Origin of the sequence: Haladaptatus cibarius D43 (genome assembly GCF_000710615.1) — an archaeon.
GTDB lineage: Archaea > Halobacteriota > Halobacteria > Halobacteriales > Haladaptataceae > Haladaptatus > Haladaptatus cibarius.
On the sequence record NZ_JDTH01000005.1, the window covers coordinates 14,541 to 31,374 of the forward strand.

Below are 16,834 nucleotides of genomic sequence, written 5' to 3' on the forward strand. Positions count from 1 at the left end.
CAAGTGAATTTGTAATAATGAAAGTTAAATTGCTGACACAGCCGTTCGACTTATCCGCCGAAGCGTCGTGGAGAATACAGAATGATGCGGGAAACGAGGGGGAAAACAGGATGAGGAAGAACGCGAGGGGAGGGAACAGAGCGATTTTGGCGGGCATACCGCTGGCTCTGTGGTTGCTGTGCGCTCCGTTCGTCGTCTACGAGGCGATGTTCGCGTCGAACTTCTGGAACGACATGCTCGTCGGCGTCACCGTCCTGCTCCTCGCTCTCTACGGACTCGTCTGCTCGTGGCGAAACCGCCGGGTGAGCGTCGCCGCGGGCGGACTCCTCGGTTTGCTCGGCCTCTGGCAGGTGACGCGGCCCTTCGTCGTTCCGACTGCCGGGCCGCTTCCGCTCTGGGGCGACGCAGTCGTCGGCGTCCTACTGGCCGCACTCGGTGGGCGCGTCATGCGAAACGCACGAACCACATCGCTGTCGGAACAGGCACAAGCGAATCGCCGGTGAGCGCCGGTCTATCGCCGAGAGCTGTTTTCCATTTCCATCGCCTGTCCGTACCACGACGGGCGCGAAACGGTCGTTCGTCCGATGTCCGAAATCCGCATCGACTCCGTGATCCGTGCAGGCCGGTCGTCGGCTATTCCGGTCGCTTCGAACTCGTACCAGTGAATCAGTCCCCATGTATCTACGACGAAGACGAGCGAAGCGTTTTCCACAGAGTCGAAATAGTACGTCTAAAGAGCATCCGGATTCGTGAGTTCTGACGCCGTGACGCGATACCGTGGTGTTCCCGGGGGAGTGTCGATTCGCTCGACATTCGTCACGTTGACCGCCAGCAAAAGCGACTGGAGTCGATTCCGAGTTTGGGAGTACAGCGGGGGACGGTTCTGCGACGGATTCAGATGGCCGACTGAGGTACGTCTGTACGACGTACTGTTGTTTCTCTCCTGCATCGAAAGTCGTAGTTCGCCGTTCGACCACGCACCGCCTCGGAAGGTGACCGTGGAGTTGGCACGCGACGAGGAGTTCATCGTCTGCCGAACCGAGAAATCGTAGTGGCTACCGTTCTCCCCGCGGTGTTCGGTCGCGTTGTACCGATACGAAACGTTTCCATCGAGTTTCCCGACGTTCCGAACCCGCATCGTGTAGGAACCTCCTTGTAAAACGCGGGAGTGGGCATCCACGAGGTCGAATCGGTTCGTCAGGCCGTCTTCGGAGAGGCCGGGCGCGAGTTCGCCCGAAGGTGATGCAGTCGTCGTTTGGGGTTCAGAGTCCGGATTCCGTCCGTCGATGCCGAGAAACGAGCTGCATCCTGCGGTGGAGAGCAACAGCGCAAGGACGAGTACGGGGAGGGCGCGACGCATCAGTCGAATTTGACTTCGTATTGATTTAAAAACCACGGATAGATAGAACGAACCGCGGGAGGAAACGGATTTCGAGGAAATGGATTCGGATGGAGAACGATATTCGATGTTCGCCTAATTATCCAAGATATTGGCGCTTTGAATCGCTCGTTTCTAAAGGACAATGTGAATGAAGAAGCGTCCCCTAGATGAACGTAAGGAGACAATCATGGCGCAAAAAATGCAACTCGATATTCAGGGGATGAGTTGTGCGAACTGCTCGGGGACGGTCACCGAGACACTCGAATCGCTCGACGGCGTGCAGGAGGCGAACGTCAACTTCGCCACCGACGAAGGCACCGTCGAGTACGATTCGGAAGCCGTCTCGCTGGCCGAAATCTACGCGGCCGTCGAGGACGCTGGCTACGACCCGGTTCGCGCGACGACGACGATAGGTATCACCGACATGTCCTGCGCGAACTGTTCGGAATCGGTGGAGACGGCGCTGAAATCGGTTCCCGGCGTCATCAGCGCCGACGCCAACTTCGCCACCGACGAGGCGAGCGTCGAGTACAACCCCGCCGAGGCGACCGTTTCAGATTTCTATGCGGCCATCGAGGATGCGGGATACGCGCCGGTTCAAGAAGAAGGACAGGTCAGAGGTGCCGATGGCGAGAGTGGAAGCAGGGGCGAAAGCCAAACTGGCAACGGGAATGCGGGCGACGCGCGCCAGGCGGCGCGCGACGCCGAGATTCGAAAGCAGTTTCGACTGACGCTGTTCGGGGCCGTGCTCGCGGTTCCGCTCGTCGCGTTCATGTTCGAACACCTGTTCTTCCCGGAACTACTGGGAGAGACGCTGTTCGGCGTCGATATTCAGGTCGTCCAGTTCCTACTGGCGACCCCCGTCCAGATTCTGCTCGGCAAGGAGTTCTACGAGAACTCCTACAAAGCCCTCGTGAAAAATCGGACGGCGAACATGGACGTGCTCATCGCGTTGGGTTCGACCACGGCCTACCTCTACAGCGTGGCCGTCATGCTCGCGCTCATCCCCGGCGGCACCTACTTCGACAGCGCGGTGCTCATCCTCGTGTTCATCACGATGGGCAACTGGTTGGAAGCGCGCTCGAAGGGGAGGGCCAGCGACGCCCTCCGCGAACTGCTCGAACTGGAAGCCGACACCGCAGTAGTCGTCGAGGACGGCGAAGAGCGCGAAATCCCATTGGACGAAGTCGAAGTCGGCGACCGACTCCGCGTTCGGCCCGGCGAGAAAATTCCGACCGACGGCGTCGTCGTGGACGGCGAGAGCGCGGTTGACGAGTCGATGGTGACCGGCGAATCGGTGCCGGTCGAGAAAGAAGAAGGCGACGAAGTCATCGGCGCGACCATCAACGAAAACGGGGTACTCACGGTTCGCGCGACGAAGATCGGGGGCGAAACCGCTCTCCAACAAATCGTACAGATGGTAAAGGAGGCCCAAGCCCGCCAACCAGAAATCCAGAACCTCGCGGACAGAATCAGCGCCTATTTCGTTCCGGCGGTCATCGCCAACGCGCTGTTTTGGGGCGTGGTCTGGTATCTCTTCCCCGAAGTCCTCGCCGGATTCGTGAACGCACTTCCACTGTGGAGTCCGGTCGCGGGCGGGCCGGAAGTCGCAGGGGGAAGCGTCTCGGGATTCGAGTTCGCCGTCGTCGTCTTCGCCAGCGCGGTGCTCATCGCCTGCCCCTGTGCGTTGGGGCTTGCGACCCCGACGGCCACGATGGTCGGCACCGCAATCGGCGCGCGAACGGGCGTCCTGTTCAAAGGCGGCGACGTGCTTGAGCGCGTTCGGGACACCGACACCGTCGTCTTCGACAAAACCGGCACCCTCACCGAGGGCGAGATGCATCTGACCGACGTTGTCGCTCTCGAACCGACGACTGACGGCGGAATCGAAACGCTGGCAGACGAACTCGAACCGGAGGACGAACTCACGGAGGAGTTCGTCCTCGCCGCGGCGGCCAGCGCGGAACACGGAAGCGAGCACCCGCTCGCGCAAGCAATCGTCGAGGGCGCGCGAGAACGCGGCATCGACGTGGAAGAGCCGAGTTCGTTCGAAAACGTGCCGGGCCACGGAGTTCGCGCGAAGACGAATCACGGCGAGGTGATCGTCGGCAACCGAAAACTCGTGCGCGACGAGGGAATCGACCCGAGTCCCGCGAGCGACGTGATGGAACGTCTCGAACGCGAGGGGAAGACGGCCATGCTCGTCGCCGTGGACGGCTACCTCGTCGGCGTCGTCGCGGACGCCGATGAGGTGAAAGAGAGCGCGAAAGAAGCCGTGAGCGACCTCAAATCTCGCGGCTTGGACGTTCTCATGCTCACGGGCGACAACGAGCGAACCGCCGAAGCAGTGGCCGAACAGGTCGGCATCGACCCCGAAAACGTCCGCGCGGAAGTCCTTCCGGACGAGAAGGCGGACGTTGTCGAGGACGTACAGTCTGGCGGCAAACGGGCGATGATGGTCGGTGACGGGGTGAACGACGCGCCAGCACTCGCTTCCGCATACGTCGGAACCGCCATCGGGAGCGGAACCGACGTCGCAATCGAGGCCGCGGACGTGACGCTCATGCGGGACGACCCGCGGGACGTGGTGAAGGCCATCCGAATCTCTGCGGGAACCCTCTCGAAAATCAAGCAGAACCTCTTCTGGGCGCTTGGCTACAACACGGCGATGATTCCGTTGGCCTCGCTCGGACTCCTGCAACCTGCGCTCGCGGCGGCCGCGATGGCCTTCTCCAGCGTGAGCGTGCTGGGCAACAGCCTGTTGTTCAGACGATACGAACCCGACCACGATTACGAACTCTTCGGCCTCCGTCGCTGAACAGCGGAAATGGCGGGGTTAGTCCCCGCACCGTCTCCGGATTTTCGGTGATTCTCGCGGAATGAAAACGATGCCAGTAGTCGAACCAATTATGTATCGACGCGCGGAAGATGGAATCGAATGGTGCGGGATTTGGCAGACGACGCGCCCGAGTTGCAGGACGTACTCGCCGCCCTCGACGACCCCGCTTGCCGACGAATAATTATGGAGTTAAACGACCCGCAGACCGCGCGCGAACTCGCCGAGAAAACCGACATCCCGCTCTCGACGCTCTACCGAAAGCTCGATTTGCTCACTGCGGCATCGCTCGTTAGGGAGTTAACCGAAATCCGCGAAGACGGCCATCACACGTCCAGATACCAACTCGCCGTTGAATCGGTGAACATTGCTCTGACCGACGACTGTGAGTTCGACGTGACGATAGAGCGCCCGCCGCGAACGACCGACGAGCGACTCGAACGACTGTGGTCGGAGGTACGAAAAGAAACATGAACGTCTCACCAATCGTCATCGTGCTCAAAACGCTCACGCTCGCCCTCGGAGGGGTGATAACGTACTTCGCGTTCAAAGCGTACCGTCGAACCGGATCCAAAGCACTTCGATTGCTGGCAATCGGGTTCGGCATCGTCACCCTCGGCGCGTTCCTCGCCGGAATCGCCGACCAAGCGTTCCAAATCGACCGCGACCTCGTTCTGGTCATCGAGAGCGCGCTCACCGCGATTGGCTTCGCCGCGATTGCGTACTCGCTGTACGCCGAGTGATTGCGTGAGTAAATATGCGAGCGAGTATTCCTATCTTCCCTTCCTTGCGCTTTGGAGAACCCACACTGTAAGCTGGGTGAAAGCTTATCCGACCGCAAAGTAAGATAGAAGCAATGAACGAACTCCGCGGCGCTGACGGGCCACCTGCGGAGCGATTCGACGGGCACGTTCGAAACGCACTCGAACTAGTTCTAGATGATTTGCTCGGCGAAACCGAAACGACCCCGAGTGCGGCGTTCGACGCCGCGCTCGTCGGCGTATTTCGCGCACTCGTTTCGAAATTTGCGGCGGAGCGAGGACGCGATGAGCCACCGTTTGCACAGGGAAATGAACTCGAAGAACGGCGGAATCGGTTCGAGTCGCTGTCGCCGGAGGCGACGGCACGACTCGAATCGGCAGTTAGAAAAGTCAAGTACGACCGCCTCACAGTGCGCCAACTCGGGGGACTGTACGAGCGACTGCTCGACTGCGAACCGGCCGTTTCCGACGGCGAGGTGGGACTCACCGACGACGCGACCCAACGGGCGTCCGTCGGCGCGTACTACACGCCCGAGGACGTGGTCGAATACGCCGTTTCGCAGGCAATCGATGGAAATCCCGAGGCCACGGTGCTCGACCCGGCGATGGGAAGCGGCCATTTTTTGACCTGCGCCATCGATCAACTGGCCGAACTGCGTGGCGACCACTCGGAGAAAATGCGAAAGAAAATCGCCGAGAACTGCGTTTTCGGCGTGGACATCGACCCGTTGGCGGTGGAACTCGCCCGGTCGTCGGTGTGGATCGAAACTGGATTCTGGCCCGTGGAAAATCTTCGAGTGGGGGACTCGCTGGCGGAAACGACGAACTGGCCCAGCCCGTGCCAACTCGTTACTGAAAAAAGCCGATATGCAGGAGAGAATCGGCGGTTCGACGCGGTGGTCGGGAATCCGCCCTACGTCCGCAGTCGGCACATCTCGAACGAACGAAAGGAAGCCCTCAAATCGCGCTTCGACACCGTAACCGGCGCGTTCGACCTCTACGTCCCGTTCGTAGAGCGAATGGCAGAACTCGGGGAGCGGGTGTCCTGCATCGTCCCGAACAAATGGACGACGGCGCGATACGGGCGAACCCTCCGTGACCACCTGCTCGACCGGCATCGACTGGTGGAACTGCTCGACGTCTCCGCAGTGTCGGTTTTCGCCGACGCCAGCGTCTACCCCCTTGTAGCCACCGTCGAGTCGGGCACCGGCCCGACAGAAACGATTCGGGTGCGACAGGGCGAAGGAATCGGGAAGGCAGAAAGCGAAACGACGGTCGAAGCCCGTCTTTCGCGGTCGCTCGTGGACGAACTCGGGGGGCAGGTGATTCCGGTCGGTATCGACCCGGTGTTCGTCCCGATTGCGGAACGACTCCGACGCGAGAACGACGAACTGGGGTCGCACGTCAGTCAAACCGAGGGAATCCACACCGGAAACGTGCGGGACAAACTCGTCGTGGACGCCCCTGGTTCGGATTGTGAGCGACTCGTGAGCGGCGGGAACGTCTCGCGGTACGGGGTGGAATGGGACGGGGACTGGATTCGATTCGACCCTGCACTCATCGGCGACGGCGAGTACGGAAGCCTGCGCGACCGGGAGGTGTTCGAGGACGACAAACTGCTCCTTCGGGACATCAGCGAGCGCCCCGTCGCGGCCTACGACGACGAGGGATTGTACGCTCTGAACACGCTGTACAGTGTTCGGTCGGAGTCCGACCTGCCGCTTCGCTACCTCCTCGCGGTCATCAACTCGACGGTGGCGACCTGCTGGTTCCAGCAGGTGTACGGCGGCACCCACGTCAGCGGGGGCTACCTCAGGTTCAAACCGATGTTCGCGCGCCGATTGCCGATTCCCGCGGACATCGGGGAGCGTGAACGAAAGACGGTGGTCGCACTCGCAACCCGAATGTGCGACCTTCGGCGCGAACGCGACGGTATCGAGGTTCGACTTCCGGACGCAAACGGCCCGCAGTTGGGCGAGCTGGCGCGGAAACTCCGAACCGATTCGATGCTGTCCGAGACGAACGAAACGCGGGATGGGCTCCGAGTCGGAACTGTGTCGGTGGCCGAAAGGGATACCGGTGGAGGCGAGGACAGAGGCGGTGAGCAAGATGACCGCGAACTCGTTATTTCCGCGACGGCGCGATACCAACCCGAGGACGGGAGAAAAAATTCGCCCGACGAGAAGGAAAAAACCGATTCGTGGGGGTTCGCCGAAACCGACCCGATTCCGGCGTTGGTGGTCGAAGAGGATGCAGAACGGCGTGAGTTGCTCGAATGGTACGTCCCGCATGCCACCGCGAGCGAGAGGTTCACCACACGGGCGACGAAAACCATCTCGCCGCTCGACAGACTGGAGTCGCTTCGTGTTCCGAACCCCGAGGATGCCCGCGAGTTCATCGAGGCGAATCGGCGAGTCGAGGAACTGGAGCGAAACATCGCGCGGACGGACGCCGCCATCGACCGACTGGTGTCTCGGGCCTACGGGCTTTCAGTCGAGGAAGTAGAGACAGTAGAGAAGTTGGTGAGATAGAAAAACAGGTTCAAGTGAAAATAGTCTTCGGACGGAGTTCGGTTTGCAATTTCTACATCAGGTCACGCCTGCGAGACAGTGGTTTTGGAGGAACGATGAGCACAGAGGTCACGACTGCAATCGTCCTCTCGCCACTACCAATTTCATCACAGAGCGGGCGTGGAGTCGCACAGCAATCGCAAAATCGGACTTTCCATTCACAGATAGCGCAGGGTACGCGGAAACGACGATGTGAAAATTAGCACCGCAAACCGTTCGGAAACCTACTTTCGAAAATCGGACACGCAACAGAAAATCGTTATCAGGGAACCCTTCGTATAGTAAGCCATGTTGCAGGTCGGGGTTGCCGGAGTGACGACTGACATGCTGGTAGTGTTCGCCGTCGTCTTTCTCGCGCTCATTCTGTTCGCAACCGAACTCCTTCCTGTCGATGTGACCGCAATTCTGATAATGGTCACACTAATCGTCCTCGAACCGTGGACGGGCATCGACCCGGAAACGGGGATTTCCGGCTTTGCCAACGAGGCGACGATTACCGTGCTTGCCATGCTTATCCTGAGTTCCGGGGTGAGCCAAACCGGGGTCGTCCAACTGCTCGGAAGCAAGTTGGCGAATTTCGCTGGCACCGACCTCAAAAAGCAGTTGTTCGCCACGATTGGCGTGGCGGGGCCAGCCTCGGGGTTCGTGAACAACACACCAGTTGTTGCAATCTTGGTTCCCGTCATCACCGACCTCGCTCACGAAGGGAAAACCTCGCCCTCGAAACTGCTGATTCCGCTCTCCTACGCCTCCATGCTCGGCGGGATGCTCACCCTCATCGGCACCTCCACGAACATCCTCGCCAGCAACGTCGCGGGGCGGTTGGCCGCGACGACGCCCGACCCGCGACTCCACTCGTTTTCGATGTTCGAGTTCACCCAGCTCGGCGTCATCGTCCTCGTTACGGGGAGTCTGTACTTGCTGTTCGTCGGCCATCGACTCCTGCCGGAGCGCGTCCCGCCGGAAGAAGATTACATCGAGGAGTACGAAATGGGGGAGTATCTGACCGAAGTGGTCGTCAACGAGGGGTCGCCGCTCGTCGGGAAGACCGTCAACGAAGCCATCGACGCAGAGATTTTCGACGCCGACATCGTCCAAATCGTCCGCGACGACGAGACGTTCATCGAACCCATCGCCCAGAAGACGATTCGCGCGGACGACGTGTTGAAACTTCGAACCGATCGCTCCACCCTCGGGTCGCTGGTGACGCTCGATTATTTGACGTTGGTCGGCACGCCGACGGACGAAACGTTCGACCCCGGTGAGGAACAGACGCTTGTCGAAGTCGTGATTCCGTCCGGTTCGGAACTCGTCGGCGAAACGCTTTCGAGTTCGACGTTTCGCGAACGCTACAACGCGACCGTCCTCGCGTTTCGAAGCCGCGGCGAACTTATCCGCGAGCGCCTCGACCGAGTTCGGATTCGCGTCGGCGACACCCTCCTCATGCAAGCCTCCGGGGACAGCATCGACCGCCTCGCCGCGAATCGGGATTTCATCGTCGCCCATCAGGTGTCCGACCCAGACTACCGAACCGAGAAAATTCCGGCGGCCCTCGCCATCATCACGGGCGTCGTCCTCGTCGCCGCGCTCGGCATCTACCCGATTCTCGTCAGCGCCCTCGCAGGCGTCGTTGCGATGGTCGTAACCGGCGTGCTGAAAGCCCACGAACTGTACGATTCGGTGGAGTGGAACGTCATCTTCCTCCTTGCGGGTGTCATCCCACTCGGAATCGCCCTCGAATCGTCAGGCGGGGCCGAACTCCTCGGCGTGCTGGTTGCGACCAGCGCGGATTTCCTCCCCGTCATCGCCGTCCTGTGGGTGTTTTATATCGCAACCGGCCTCATCACCGAGGTCATCAGCAACAACGCCAGCGTCGTCGTGATGATTCCCGTCGCCGTCGAAGCGGCGCTCCGCATCGACGCGAACCCCTTCGCGTTCGTCCTTGCAGTGACGTTCGCCGCCTCCACGTCGTTCCTCGGGCCGGTGGGCTACCAGACGAATCTGTTCGTCTACGGGCCGGGCGGGTACAAATTCACGGACTACTTCCGAATCGGCGCGCCGCTCCAACTGCTCCTGTCGGTCGTGACGGTGCTCGGAATCGCCGCGTTTTGGCCGCTCTGAATCGAATCTAGCGGAAAGAATGTCGAAGAGCGTGCAACCGAATCTATGACGAAATAATTCGCGTAAGTTATTAGCCGTCGGGTGGCGTACTACGGTCATCGTTCGGTGACGTTCGATTTCGGGGCAAAGAAGCTAGACAGCCGTCGCCGACGGGGGTTGGGACATGAAAATAGGAGTCGAAGCGGAGTACTGGATTATCGACGAGTCGGGTGAGTTAGCGACCGAGACAGGCGAGTTGCTGAACGAACTGCTCGACGTGAGCGAGTACGTCGTGCCGGAATTCGTCGCGCCGCTGATAGAGGTACAGACGGCGCCCGTATCGGGAGCGGAAGAACTCCGACGCGAGTTCGGACGAACGCTTCAGACCGTCTGCGATGTGGCGGAAGACAGAGGATTGTCGCTCGTTCCACTCGGAACGCCGCTCACGCGGGAGTCGCTCGAAATCACGTCGGAGCGCGGGAGACTGTTGCAGAGCATGTACGGCGACGACATGGAGTACGCGATGAACTGTGCGGGGACGCACGTCCATTTCGACCGTGGCAACGTGGTTCGGCAACTGAACCTTCTCACCGCGCTCGACCCGGCGCTCGCGCTGGTCTGTTCCTCACCGTACATCAGCGGAAACAGGATGGCGTGTTCGTCACGCGCCGCGGTGTATCGCTACGAATCGCACACCACGTTCGCTCGCTACCGCGACCTGTGGGAGTACGTCGAAACCGAAGGCCAGTGGGAAGCCCGTATCGACGAACAGTACCACACGCTGCAAGTCCTCGCGCGGGAGAGCGGTATCGACCCGGAAACGTTCGGGAACTACTTCCACCGCGACGACACGGTGTTGACACCTGTTCGACTTCGCCACAAATCGCCCACGGTCGAATGGCGCGCACCCGACACTGCGCTCCCGAGCCAAATCGTTCGGCTCGTAAGTGAAATGACGAATCTCCTTCAACAAACCGAGTACAAGGAGGTGACTATCGGAGAAACCGGCGTGCGGACGGAAGAAATCGGGATACCACCGTATGCAGAACTGCGCGAACTCAGCGAAGAGGCCATCAAGGAGGGCGTTGCATCGCTCCGCGTGCAGGATTATCTGACCACGATGGGCTTCGATGTCTCGCGTTATCACCCGATTTCACAGCGTATCGAAAACGGCTGGACGCTTCCCCGCGAGGAGGCGCTCCGACTCCGACGCGAGTACGCAGACGAGTTCGAAAAGGACGTCGAAGCACTGCTCGGAAATGCGTAAATCGCTCGGGAACGGAAAAAGTGCCGCTCGAAACCAACACTGTTGGCTAAGCGGTTAGTTCGACTCCGACCGGAATCCGCTGACCACGTCGAGCCACGAGATGAAAACGAACGCGCCGATGAGCGCGGTCGTCGTTCCCCCGAACAGGGTTGCCATCCGTTCGGTGATGTGCTCTCGTTCACTAACTTCGATGCGATACACGAGGTCACCGTCGATGACGAACGAATTTCGAAGTTGGTCGGAGGGTTCTTCTTCCATTTCGTACGACTCTTGTAGTTTCGCGCGTCCGAATGCGAGTCGCGCCTCGTCGGAAAGTTCGCCATACTGCACCGACGAAGAGCGCACGCCCGGTTCGTTTTCGTTCACCTGTTCGACGGTGAGCGTGTACGTCGTGGCGCTTTGCGGCGGCTGGAGGAGTGCGTAGCCGGTGAGGACGAGTCCGGCAACGAGCAGGAGCGTCGCAAGCAGTTGAATGACGAGTCCGTCGGACCGCATCTGATGTTAGTTTTCGTGCAGTGTGGTGACTTAAAGGGTTTCCATCCGTCCGCCGGAGAAAGAAACGGGGAGCAAAAAACGGACGATAAAAACGAATAGCAAGAACGCGGGAGCGTGAAAATCGAAGGTCGGTCGATTATCGGTGCGACGGCAGTACGTCCTCTACCGGATAGAGGTCTTCGCGGATACCCGAGCCATCACAATCTTCGTTCGGGCATCGATACCGCCAGCCGTCGTCGGTCGCCGTATCCGCCTCGAAACGCTCCCCACACTCCCTGCAGAAGAGCCGGTCGATGTCAGTTGCGCGCTCCCGACTTGCAAGTTCAGGCTGCATACTTACCCATTCACAGTCCTCAATCATAGAACCTACGCTTTTCGGCGGGTGACATGGGTGACACCGGGTTACCTGTGCGTTAGCGAGCCGTTTAGTGGGTGGCGTCCGTCGGTCAGTCCATGGAAAAGCAGACCCTGACGAGCCTGTGTGACCTGCCACCGAGCGCAAAGCTCGTGTTCAAAGTGTTAGAATACAGTGGTGCCCACACACAGAAAGAAATCGTCGAGCGGTCACGGCTGTCGGCGCGAACCGTCAGGAGTGCGCTAGAGAATTTGACGGAAGTCGGTGCCGTCACGGAAGAAGTGTACATTCCGGACGCCCGTCAGCGACTCTACCGATTGGACGATAGCCGCGACTGGGAACAGGTGAGCTGTCTGGAAAAAGCGCCGGTGTAGGAAAAGTCGGATAGATATCAGTGGAGTTCTTCTACGCCCGTCTTCCAACCGAGGTGAGCCAGTTCGGTCTGTCGCCGGTCAGCAGATAGAGACCAACTCCGAGCAGTACGAGTGGAAGGACAACCGTGAGAAACCATCCGACGAGTCCCGTGTCGGAAGTGAGGGCGTTCGCAATAAGCAAGAACGCGACGCCGGGCGTCGCCAGCAGCAGCAGGCCGATGAGGACAGCACGGGCGAGGCTGAGACTTGTTCGGGAGAGCATACTGGATGGTACGGAGCATAATTGTAAAATAAGTTTTGTTTTCACCATCCTGTCTCGTAGGTGTGAAAGAAACATCGATTAGGCAGCGGTGCAACGAGACGAACGCATGAACACCCGACGGGTCAAAACGCTCCTCTTCGTCGCGTTCGGCGCGCTGTTCGTCGCCGTCGGCGGGGTCATTTTCTCGAACCTTCGGACAGTTTCCGGCCCGTACGGTCAGCGGGTTCTCATCGTCGCAGGAATCATCTGTTGTTCGATGGGACTCGTCTTCTTCGCGCTCTGTTTGGACGAGTATCGAAGCGACGGCTAGCGCGAAAACTCCACGACCTCAATTCCCGACGTTCCAAAGTCGTTCATGGCGTCGAGTCTGTCCGGTACGTTCTCCAACGAAACCGTCTTGCTGACCAGTTTTCCGGGCGAAAGCACGTCCCGGTCGAGCATCCGAAGGAGTTCACCGTACCGAGTTTGTGGCATCCCGCGCGACCCGAGGAAGGTGATTTCGCGCATCGTCATCGCGTCGGTCGGCAGAGACACTTCACCCCGTTCCGCGTCGGTGGTCAAACCCAGTTGGACGTGCTGTCCGCGCTCTCGGAGACAGTCGATGGAGTTTCGACAGGTTTCCGCGATACCCAGCGCGTCCACCGAGACGTGCGCACCACCTTCGCCGACGCGATTGCGGATTTCTGCCGGAACGTCCGCCGAATCGGCGTGCGCCGATTCGGCCTGAATCGTCTCGTCCGCGCCCAGTTCCCTCGCGGTGGCGAGTTTGTCGTCGTCCAAATCGACCGCGACGACGTTCGCGCCGAGGGCGTCCGCGACGTGAACCGCGGAGAGACCGACGCCGCCACAGCCGTGTACCGCGACCCAGTCGCCCGGCGTGAGGTCTGCACGGTGGGCGAGCGCGTGATAAGCCGTTACGAACCGACAGCCGAGTCCCGCCATCTCGACAGAAGAGACGTTTTCAGGGAGATGAACCGCATTGTAGTCGGCGTAGGGGACGTGCACCTGTTCGGCGAACGCGCCGGGCGCGTCCGCCTCGAAACCGAGCGAAATCCCGTTTTCACAGACGTTTCCGTGGCCGTTCTGGCAAAATTCGCAGTGGCCGCGCCCGAGGTTGAACGGCACCGCGATTCGGTCGCCCTGTTCGATGCCGCGCACCTGTTCGCCGGTAGCGATGACGGTGCCTGCCGGTTCGTGACCGAGAATCTGGCCGATTGGCACTCGGTCGTCGGCCCACTCGCCGTGGCCCTGCCACGCGTGCCAGTCGCTTCGGCAGATGCCGCAGGCTTCGGTTTCGACGACGACGCCGTGCGGTTCCGGGTCGGGGTTCGGGACATCCTCGATGGAAAGCGGTTCGCCATAGGCTTTCAGCACTGCGGCGCGCATGTGTAATCGGTTCGGGTGGCACGGGATTAAATCGGTGGGGAGCGGCAAATCAGGATTGCAGAGATAATCAGGATTACGGAGAGAGATTCAGATTGACGGATAAAGCGAGAAATCGTGCTGTCAAAATCCTGTGAAAGGGTGGCACAACTGTTTTTGTCGCTGAGAGTGAAGAACATAGAGTACGGGGGAACGGGAGATGCCAGACAAGCCACACCAGAACCTAGCGATTATCGGTCACGTAGACCACGGAAAATCGACGTTGGTCGGACGCCTCCTCTTCGAAACGGGAAGCGTTCCCGAGCACGTCATCGAACAGCACAAGAAAGAAGCGGAGGAGAAGGGCAAGGGCGGATTCGAGTTCGCCTACGTGATGGACAACCTCGCGGAGGAGCGTGAACGAGGGGTAACCATCGACATCGCGCATCAGGAGTTCGACACGGACGAATACTACTTCACCATCGTGGACACGCCGGGGCACCGCGACTTCGTGAAGAACATGATTACCGGTGCGAGCCAAGCCGACAACGCAGTCCTCGTCGTCGGCGCGGACGACGGCGTCCAGCCACAAACGCAGGAACACGTCTTCCTCGCGCGGACGCTTGGCATCGGCGAACTCATCGTCGCCGTGAACAAGATGGATTCGGTCGATTACGACGAAGACCGCTACCGCGAGGTCGTCGCGGAAGTGAAAGATCTGCTGAATCAAGTGCGGTTCAATACGGAGGACGCCGAGTTCATCCCGATTTCGGCGTTGGAAGGCGACAACGTCGTAGATCAAAGCGACAATACGCCGTGGTACGACGGCCGGGTCATCCTCGAAGCACTGAACAACCTGCCGGAGCCGGAGCCGCCGACCGACGCGCCGCTCCGCCTGCCGATTCAGGACGTGTACACGATTTCCGGCATCGGAACGGTGCCGGTGGGCCGCGTCGAAACGGGAATCCTGAACGTCGGCGAATCGGTGTCGTTCCAACCGAGCGACGTGAGCGGAGAAGTGAAAACCATCGAGATGCACCACGAGGAAGTGCCGGAGGCCCAACCCGGCGACAACGTCGGGTTCAACGTCCGCGGCGTCGGCAAAAACGACATCCGTAGGGGCGACGTCGCTGGCCCGGCGGACGACCCGCCGAAGGTCGCGGACACGTTCAAAGCCCAAATCGTCGTGATGCAACACCCCTCGGTTATCACCTCGGGGTACACGCCGGTCTTCCACGCGCACACGGCGCAGGTTGCCTGCACCATCGAAGCACTCGACCAGAAAATCAATCCTGCCAGCGGCGAAGTCGAGGAGGAACATCCAGACTTCATCCAGAGCGGAGACGCCGCCGTCGTAACCGTCAGGCCGCAGAAACCGCTCTCAATCGAACCGTCGTCGGATATTCCCGAACTCGGCAGTTTCGCAGTGCGGGACATGGGCCAGACGATTGCCGCGGGGCGAGTACTGGAAGTGAACGAAAAGTAAGCAGTTCGGCGCGGGACAATCAGTTCGCTCCGACATTCACATCGAATTCGTTTTCGAACCGACTGCGAACATCTCGAATCGTTTCTCGATTTCCGTCGGGAGCGTCGTTCTCGACCCGTGAAAGCGCAGTAGCGATCATTTCCGCCTCTCGCTCCGAAAACGTCACCATTTCGGAACTCGTGTCCGAGAAGAACCCCTCGCCGTACTGTTCGAACAGCACGTCGGTCGATTCGTCCTCCTCGAAGCCGAACTCCTCCTTTAGGTGTTCGCGGACGTTCAACGCCTGCTCGTCGGGCGTTCCGCCTCGCGTTCGATGTTCCGAAAGCGCCGAAATGACGACCCGTGCCTCGGGTCGAGTCAGTTCGAGCGATTCGTTGTTCGAGTGTGACATCCACGGGAGTTCATCCCCGATGTCCCTAAACCGACCGGCCAAATTCGCACCAAACCGTACTGCCTTTAACCGCTACTAACCTACGAAATCCCGTGCAGAACGTCACGGACAGAATCAGCAACCCGTTCGGAATGCGACCGCCCTGTCAGCATGAATGTGTCCCCGGCGGAACCTGTGCGGTGTTCGGCTATGGCGATGCGAACGCGGATTTTCACCTCGTTGGCGACCACCCCGGCGTCCACGGTGGCAACGAAACGAACGTCCCGTTCACCGGAACAGAAGTCGGTGAGAAACTCCAGCCAGTGCTGAACGACGTTGGCCTGCTCGGCGACGCCTACGGCGACGAACCGGCAATTCGGAACCTGTTCATGAGCTACCTCCACATGTGTTGTCTGCCGGGTGGCCGAGAACCGACTCCGGCGGAGTACGGCGACATGGAGCGGTTTTTCGACGCCGAACTCAGGGCGATTGCGGCCCACATCCTGCTCCCGGTTGGCGAGAAGGCAACCCAACACGTCTTCTGGGAGTTCACCGCGCAAGCCGGAAAGTACGGATTCGACGGCGGAACACCTGATATGACGGCGCTTCACGCAGAGGAAATCAAAGGACGGGGTTTTCTCGTCGTGCCAGTGCGTGACCCACGCGAGTGGGAGGACGGAGACGCGGAAAAGCTTGAAGCGCGACTAGACACGATTCTTGCCGGAGACTACCAACAGACGGTGGATTTGGGTCGGTTCATGCCGGACGACGACCCCTACGAGGTTCGGTAACTGTCGAGACGATTGTGACCACGATTCCGGCAAGTATCTCGACCGCGAGCAGTGCGAGTGGGAGGACGACGAGCAAAAGCGCGACGACGCCGACGGCGGCACCGACACCGATTCCGACCTGTTTTATGCGCGATTCTGGAACTTGAACGTCCATACGAGATGAGTGCGTTCGGGGGAGCCTAAAGCCCTGAGAACGTTTCCACCGGATTCGGGGATTACTCGGGGTGAACCAACTCCTCAGTCCAGAAACGGTCCCGTCCATTCGTCCAGACAGTCTTCGCTACAGAAATGAAGCGTCACCCGTTCGATGTCGTTTGCCGTCGCACCGTATTTCACGACGACCGTCGGATGATGCTCCACGATATTCACCACCGTTCCGCAGTTGGCACAGGGTTGAAACTCCTCGTTGTCAGCGTCGGTCATA

At 60.0% G+C, this 16,834-nt stretch carries 20 protein-coding genes; 11 read left to right on the forward strand and 9 right to left on the reverse strand.

Going from position 1 to position 16,834, the window contains the following annotated elements:
- Positions 1–146 precede the first annotated feature (146 nt).
- Positions 147–503: an SPW repeat domain-containing protein gene (locus HL45_RS15410; RefSeq protein ID WP_233274807.1), complete on the forward strand. Its 357-nt coding sequence runs from the start codon at positions 147–149 to the stop codon at positions 501–503.
- Between the two features lie 8 nt (positions 504–511).
- On the opposite strand, the gene HL45_RS15415 is transcribed toward HL45_RS15410, so the two are convergent.
- Both HL45_RS15415 and HL45_RS15420 read right to left on the reverse strand, forming a co-directional pair.
- Entirely contained in the window at positions 512–712 is a 201-nt protein-coding gene (locus HL45_RS15415; protein WP_049972090.1) for a hypothetical protein, read from the reverse strand.
- Between the two features lie 18 nt (positions 713–730).
- Positions 731–1,360, reverse strand: a complete 630-nt coding sequence (locus HL45_RS15420; protein ID WP_049972091.1) for a hypothetical protein — start codon at positions 1,358–1,360, stop codon at positions 731–733.
- A 208-nt stretch (positions 1,361–1,568) separates the two neighbouring features.
- Here HL45_RS15420 and HL45_RS15425 point away from each other — a divergent pair, with 208 nt between their 5' ends.
- From HL45_RS15425 to HL45_RS15450, 6 genes are all read left to right on the forward strand, one after another.
- On the forward strand, positions 1,569–4,199 hold the full coding sequence (locus HL45_RS15425) for a heavy metal translocating P-type ATPase (protein WP_049972092.1): 2,631 nt from the start codon (positions 1,569–1,571) through the stop codon (positions 4,197–4,199).
- 120 nt (positions 4,200–4,319) lie between these two features.
- The gene (locus HL45_RS15430; protein WP_049972093.1) at positions 4,320–4,691 is read left to right on the forward strand and encodes a winged helix-turn-helix domain-containing protein; all 372 of its coding nucleotides are present in this window, start codon (positions 4,320–4,322) and stop codon (positions 4,689–4,691) included.
- On the forward strand, positions 4,688–4,960 hold the full coding sequence (locus HL45_RS15435; protein WP_049972094.1) for a DUF7521 family protein: 273 nt from the start codon (positions 4,688–4,690) through the stop codon (positions 4,958–4,960). The genes HL45_RS15430 and HL45_RS15435 overlap by 4 nt, the downstream gene beginning before the upstream one ends.
- A gap of 113 nt (positions 4,961–5,073) precedes the next feature.
- Complete coding sequence (locus HL45_RS15440) at positions 5,074–7,509, forward strand: Eco57I restriction-modification methylase domain-containing protein (RefSeq protein ID WP_049972095.1); 2,436 nt, start codon at positions 5,074–5,076, stop codon at positions 7,507–7,509.
- A gap of 327 nt (positions 7,510–7,836) precedes the next feature.
- A complete protein-coding gene (locus HL45_RS15445; RefSeq protein ID WP_049972096.1) occupies positions 7,837–9,669 on the forward strand; it encodes an SLC13 family permease in 1,833 nt (610 codons plus the stop codon).
- Positions 9,670–9,832: 163 nt separating this feature from the next.
- Complete coding sequence (locus HL45_RS15450) at positions 9,833–10,915, forward strand: glutamate-cysteine ligase family protein (RefSeq protein WP_084157029.1); 1,083 nt, start codon at positions 9,833–9,835, stop codon at positions 10,913–10,915.
- A gap of 54 nt (positions 10,916–10,969) precedes the next feature.
- Here the strand turns inward: HL45_RS15450 and HL45_RS15455 are convergent, their stop codons facing one another.
- Together HL45_RS15455 and HL45_RS15460 are read right to left on the reverse strand one after the other, a co-directional pair.
- The gene (locus tag HL45_RS15455) at positions 10,970–11,410 is read right to left on the reverse strand and encodes a hypothetical protein (protein WP_049972097.1); all 441 of its coding nucleotides are present in this window, start codon (positions 11,408–11,410) and stop codon (positions 10,970–10,972) included.
- A 136-nt stretch (positions 11,411–11,546) separates the two neighbouring features.
- Positions 11,547–11,744 (reverse strand): HVO_2901 family zinc finger protein, encoded by a 198-nt coding sequence (locus HL45_RS15460; RefSeq protein ID WP_076431659.1) that lies wholly within the window; start codon positions 11,742–11,744, stop codon positions 11,547–11,549.
- Positions 11,745–11,863: 119 nt separating this feature from the next.
- On the opposite strand from HL45_RS15460, the gene HL45_RS15465 reads away from it, so the two are divergent.
- Positions 11,864–12,139: a helix-turn-helix domain-containing protein gene (locus HL45_RS15465; RefSeq protein WP_049972099.1), complete on the forward strand. Its 276-nt coding sequence runs from the start codon at positions 11,864–11,866 to the stop codon at positions 12,137–12,139.
- Positions 12,140–12,170: 31 nt separating this feature from the next.
- Here HL45_RS15465 and HL45_RS15470 read toward each other — a convergent pair whose 3' ends face one another.
- Positions 12,171–12,401, reverse strand: coding sequence for a hypothetical protein (locus HL45_RS15470; protein WP_049972100.1), 231 nt, complete (start codon positions 12,399–12,401; stop codon positions 12,171–12,173).
- Between the two features lie 106 nt (positions 12,402–12,507).
- On the opposite strand from HL45_RS15470, the gene HL45_RS15475 reads away from it, so the two are divergent.
- Positions 12,508–12,711, forward strand: a complete 204-nt coding sequence (locus HL45_RS15475; protein WP_049972101.1) for a hypothetical protein — start codon at positions 12,508–12,510, stop codon at positions 12,709–12,711.
- Here the strand turns inward: HL45_RS15475 and HL45_RS15480 are convergent.
- Positions 12,708–13,787: a zinc-dependent alcohol dehydrogenase family protein gene (locus HL45_RS15480; RefSeq protein ID WP_049972102.1), complete on the reverse strand. Its 1,080-nt coding sequence runs from the start codon at positions 13,785–13,787 to the stop codon at positions 12,708–12,710. The genes HL45_RS15475 and HL45_RS15480 overlap by 4 nt on opposite strands.
- 196 nt (positions 13,788–13,983) lie before the next feature.
- Between HL45_RS15480 and tuf the strand changes: the two genes are divergently transcribed.
- Positions 13,984–15,249: a translation elongation factor EF-1 subunit alpha gene (gene tuf, locus HL45_RS15485; protein ID WP_049972103.1), complete on the forward strand. Its 1,266-nt coding sequence runs from the start codon at positions 13,984–13,986 to the stop codon at positions 15,247–15,249.
- Between the two features lie 19 nt (positions 15,250–15,268).
- On the opposite strand, the gene HL45_RS15490 is transcribed toward tuf, so the two are convergent.
- On the reverse strand, positions 15,269–15,640 hold the full coding sequence (locus HL45_RS15490) for a hypothetical protein (RefSeq protein ID WP_049972104.1): 372 nt from the start codon (positions 15,638–15,640) through the stop codon (positions 15,269–15,271).
- A 92-nt stretch (positions 15,641–15,732) separates the two neighbouring features.
- Between HL45_RS15490 and HL45_RS15495 the strand changes: the two genes are divergently transcribed.
- Positions 15,733–16,410: a uracil-DNA glycosylase family protein gene (locus HL45_RS15495; RefSeq protein ID WP_049972105.1), complete on the forward strand. Its 678-nt coding sequence runs from the start codon at positions 15,733–15,735 to the stop codon at positions 16,408–16,410.
- On the opposite strand, the gene HL45_RS15500 is transcribed toward HL45_RS15495, so the two are convergent.
- Both HL45_RS15500 and HL45_RS15505 read right to left on the reverse strand, forming a co-directional pair.
- Entirely contained in the window at positions 16,376–16,564 is a 189-nt protein-coding gene (locus HL45_RS15500) for a hypothetical protein (protein ID WP_049972106.1), read from the reverse strand. The two genes, HL45_RS15495 and HL45_RS15500, sit on opposite strands and share 35 nt — an antisense overlap.
- A gap of 83 nt (positions 16,565–16,647) precedes the next feature.
- Complete coding sequence (locus tag HL45_RS15505; protein WP_049972107.1) at positions 16,648–16,833, reverse strand: DUF7576 family protein; 186 nt, start codon at positions 16,831–16,833, stop codon at positions 16,648–16,650.
- Position 16,834: the final 1 nt, after the last annotated feature.

Bases quoted from the DNA above. Each gene is read 5' to 3' on its own strand.
- HL45_RS15440 (WP_049972095.1), top strand. From the start codon at position 5,074: ATGAACGAACTCCGCGGCGCTGACGGGCCACCTGCGGAGCGATTCGAC.
- HL45_RS15500 (WP_049972106.1), bottom strand. From the start codon at position 16,564: ATGGACGTTCAAGTTCCAGAATCGCGCATAAAACAGGTCGGAATCGGT.
- HL45_RS15430 (WP_049972093.1), top strand. From the start codon at position 4,320: ATGGTGCGGGATTTGGCAGACGACGCGCCCGAGTTGCAGGACGTACTC.
- HL45_RS15435 (WP_049972094.1), top strand. From the start codon at position 4,688: ATGAACGTCTCACCAATCGTCATCGTGCTCAAAACGCTCACGCTCGCC.
- HL45_RS15455 (WP_049972097.1), bottom strand. From the start codon at position 11,410: ATGCGGTCCGACGGACTCGTCATTCAACTGCTTGCGACGCTCCTGCTC.
- HL45_RS15445 (WP_049972096.1), top strand. From the start codon at position 7,837: ATGTTGCAGGTCGGGGTTGCCGGAGTGACGACTGACATGCTGGTAGTG.
- HL45_RS15450 (WP_084157029.1), top strand. From the start codon at position 9,833: ATGAAAATAGGAGTCGAAGCGGAGTACTGGATTATCGACGAGTCGGGT.
- HL45_RS15465 (WP_049972099.1), top strand. From the start codon at position 11,864: ATGGAAAAGCAGACCCTGACGAGCCTGTGTGACCTGCCACCGAGCGCA.
- HL45_RS15475 (WP_049972101.1), top strand. From the start codon at position 12,508: ATGAACACCCGACGGGTCAAAACGCTCCTCTTCGTCGCGTTCGGCGCG.
- HL45_RS15505 (WP_049972107.1), bottom strand. From the start codon at position 16,833: ATGACCGACGCTGACAACGAGGAGTTTCAACCCTGTGCCAACTGCGGA.
- HL45_RS15480 (WP_049972102.1), bottom strand. From the start codon at position 13,787: ATGCGCGCCGCAGTGCTGAAAGCCTATGGCGAACCGCTTTCCATCGAG.
- HL45_RS15460 (WP_076431659.1), bottom strand. From the start codon at position 11,744: ATGCAGCCTGAACTTGCAAGTCGGGAGCGCGCAACTGACATCGACCGG.
- HL45_RS15420 (WP_049972091.1), bottom strand. From the start codon at position 1,360: ATGCGTCGCGCCCTCCCCGTACTCGTCCTTGCGCTGTTGCTCTCCACC.
- HL45_RS15470 (WP_049972100.1), bottom strand. From the start codon at position 12,401: ATGCTCTCCCGAACAAGTCTCAGCCTCGCCCGTGCTGTCCTCATCGGC.
- tuf (WP_049972103.1), top strand. From the start codon at position 13,984: ATGCCAGACAAGCCACACCAGAACCTAGCGATTATCGGTCACGTAGAC.
- HL45_RS15490 (WP_049972104.1), bottom strand. From the start codon at position 15,640: ATGTCACACTCGAACAACGAATCGCTCGAACTGACTCGACCCGAGGCA.
- HL45_RS15425 (WP_049972092.1), top strand. From the start codon at position 1,569: ATGGCGCAAAAAATGCAACTCGATATTCAGGGGATGAGTTGTGCGAAC.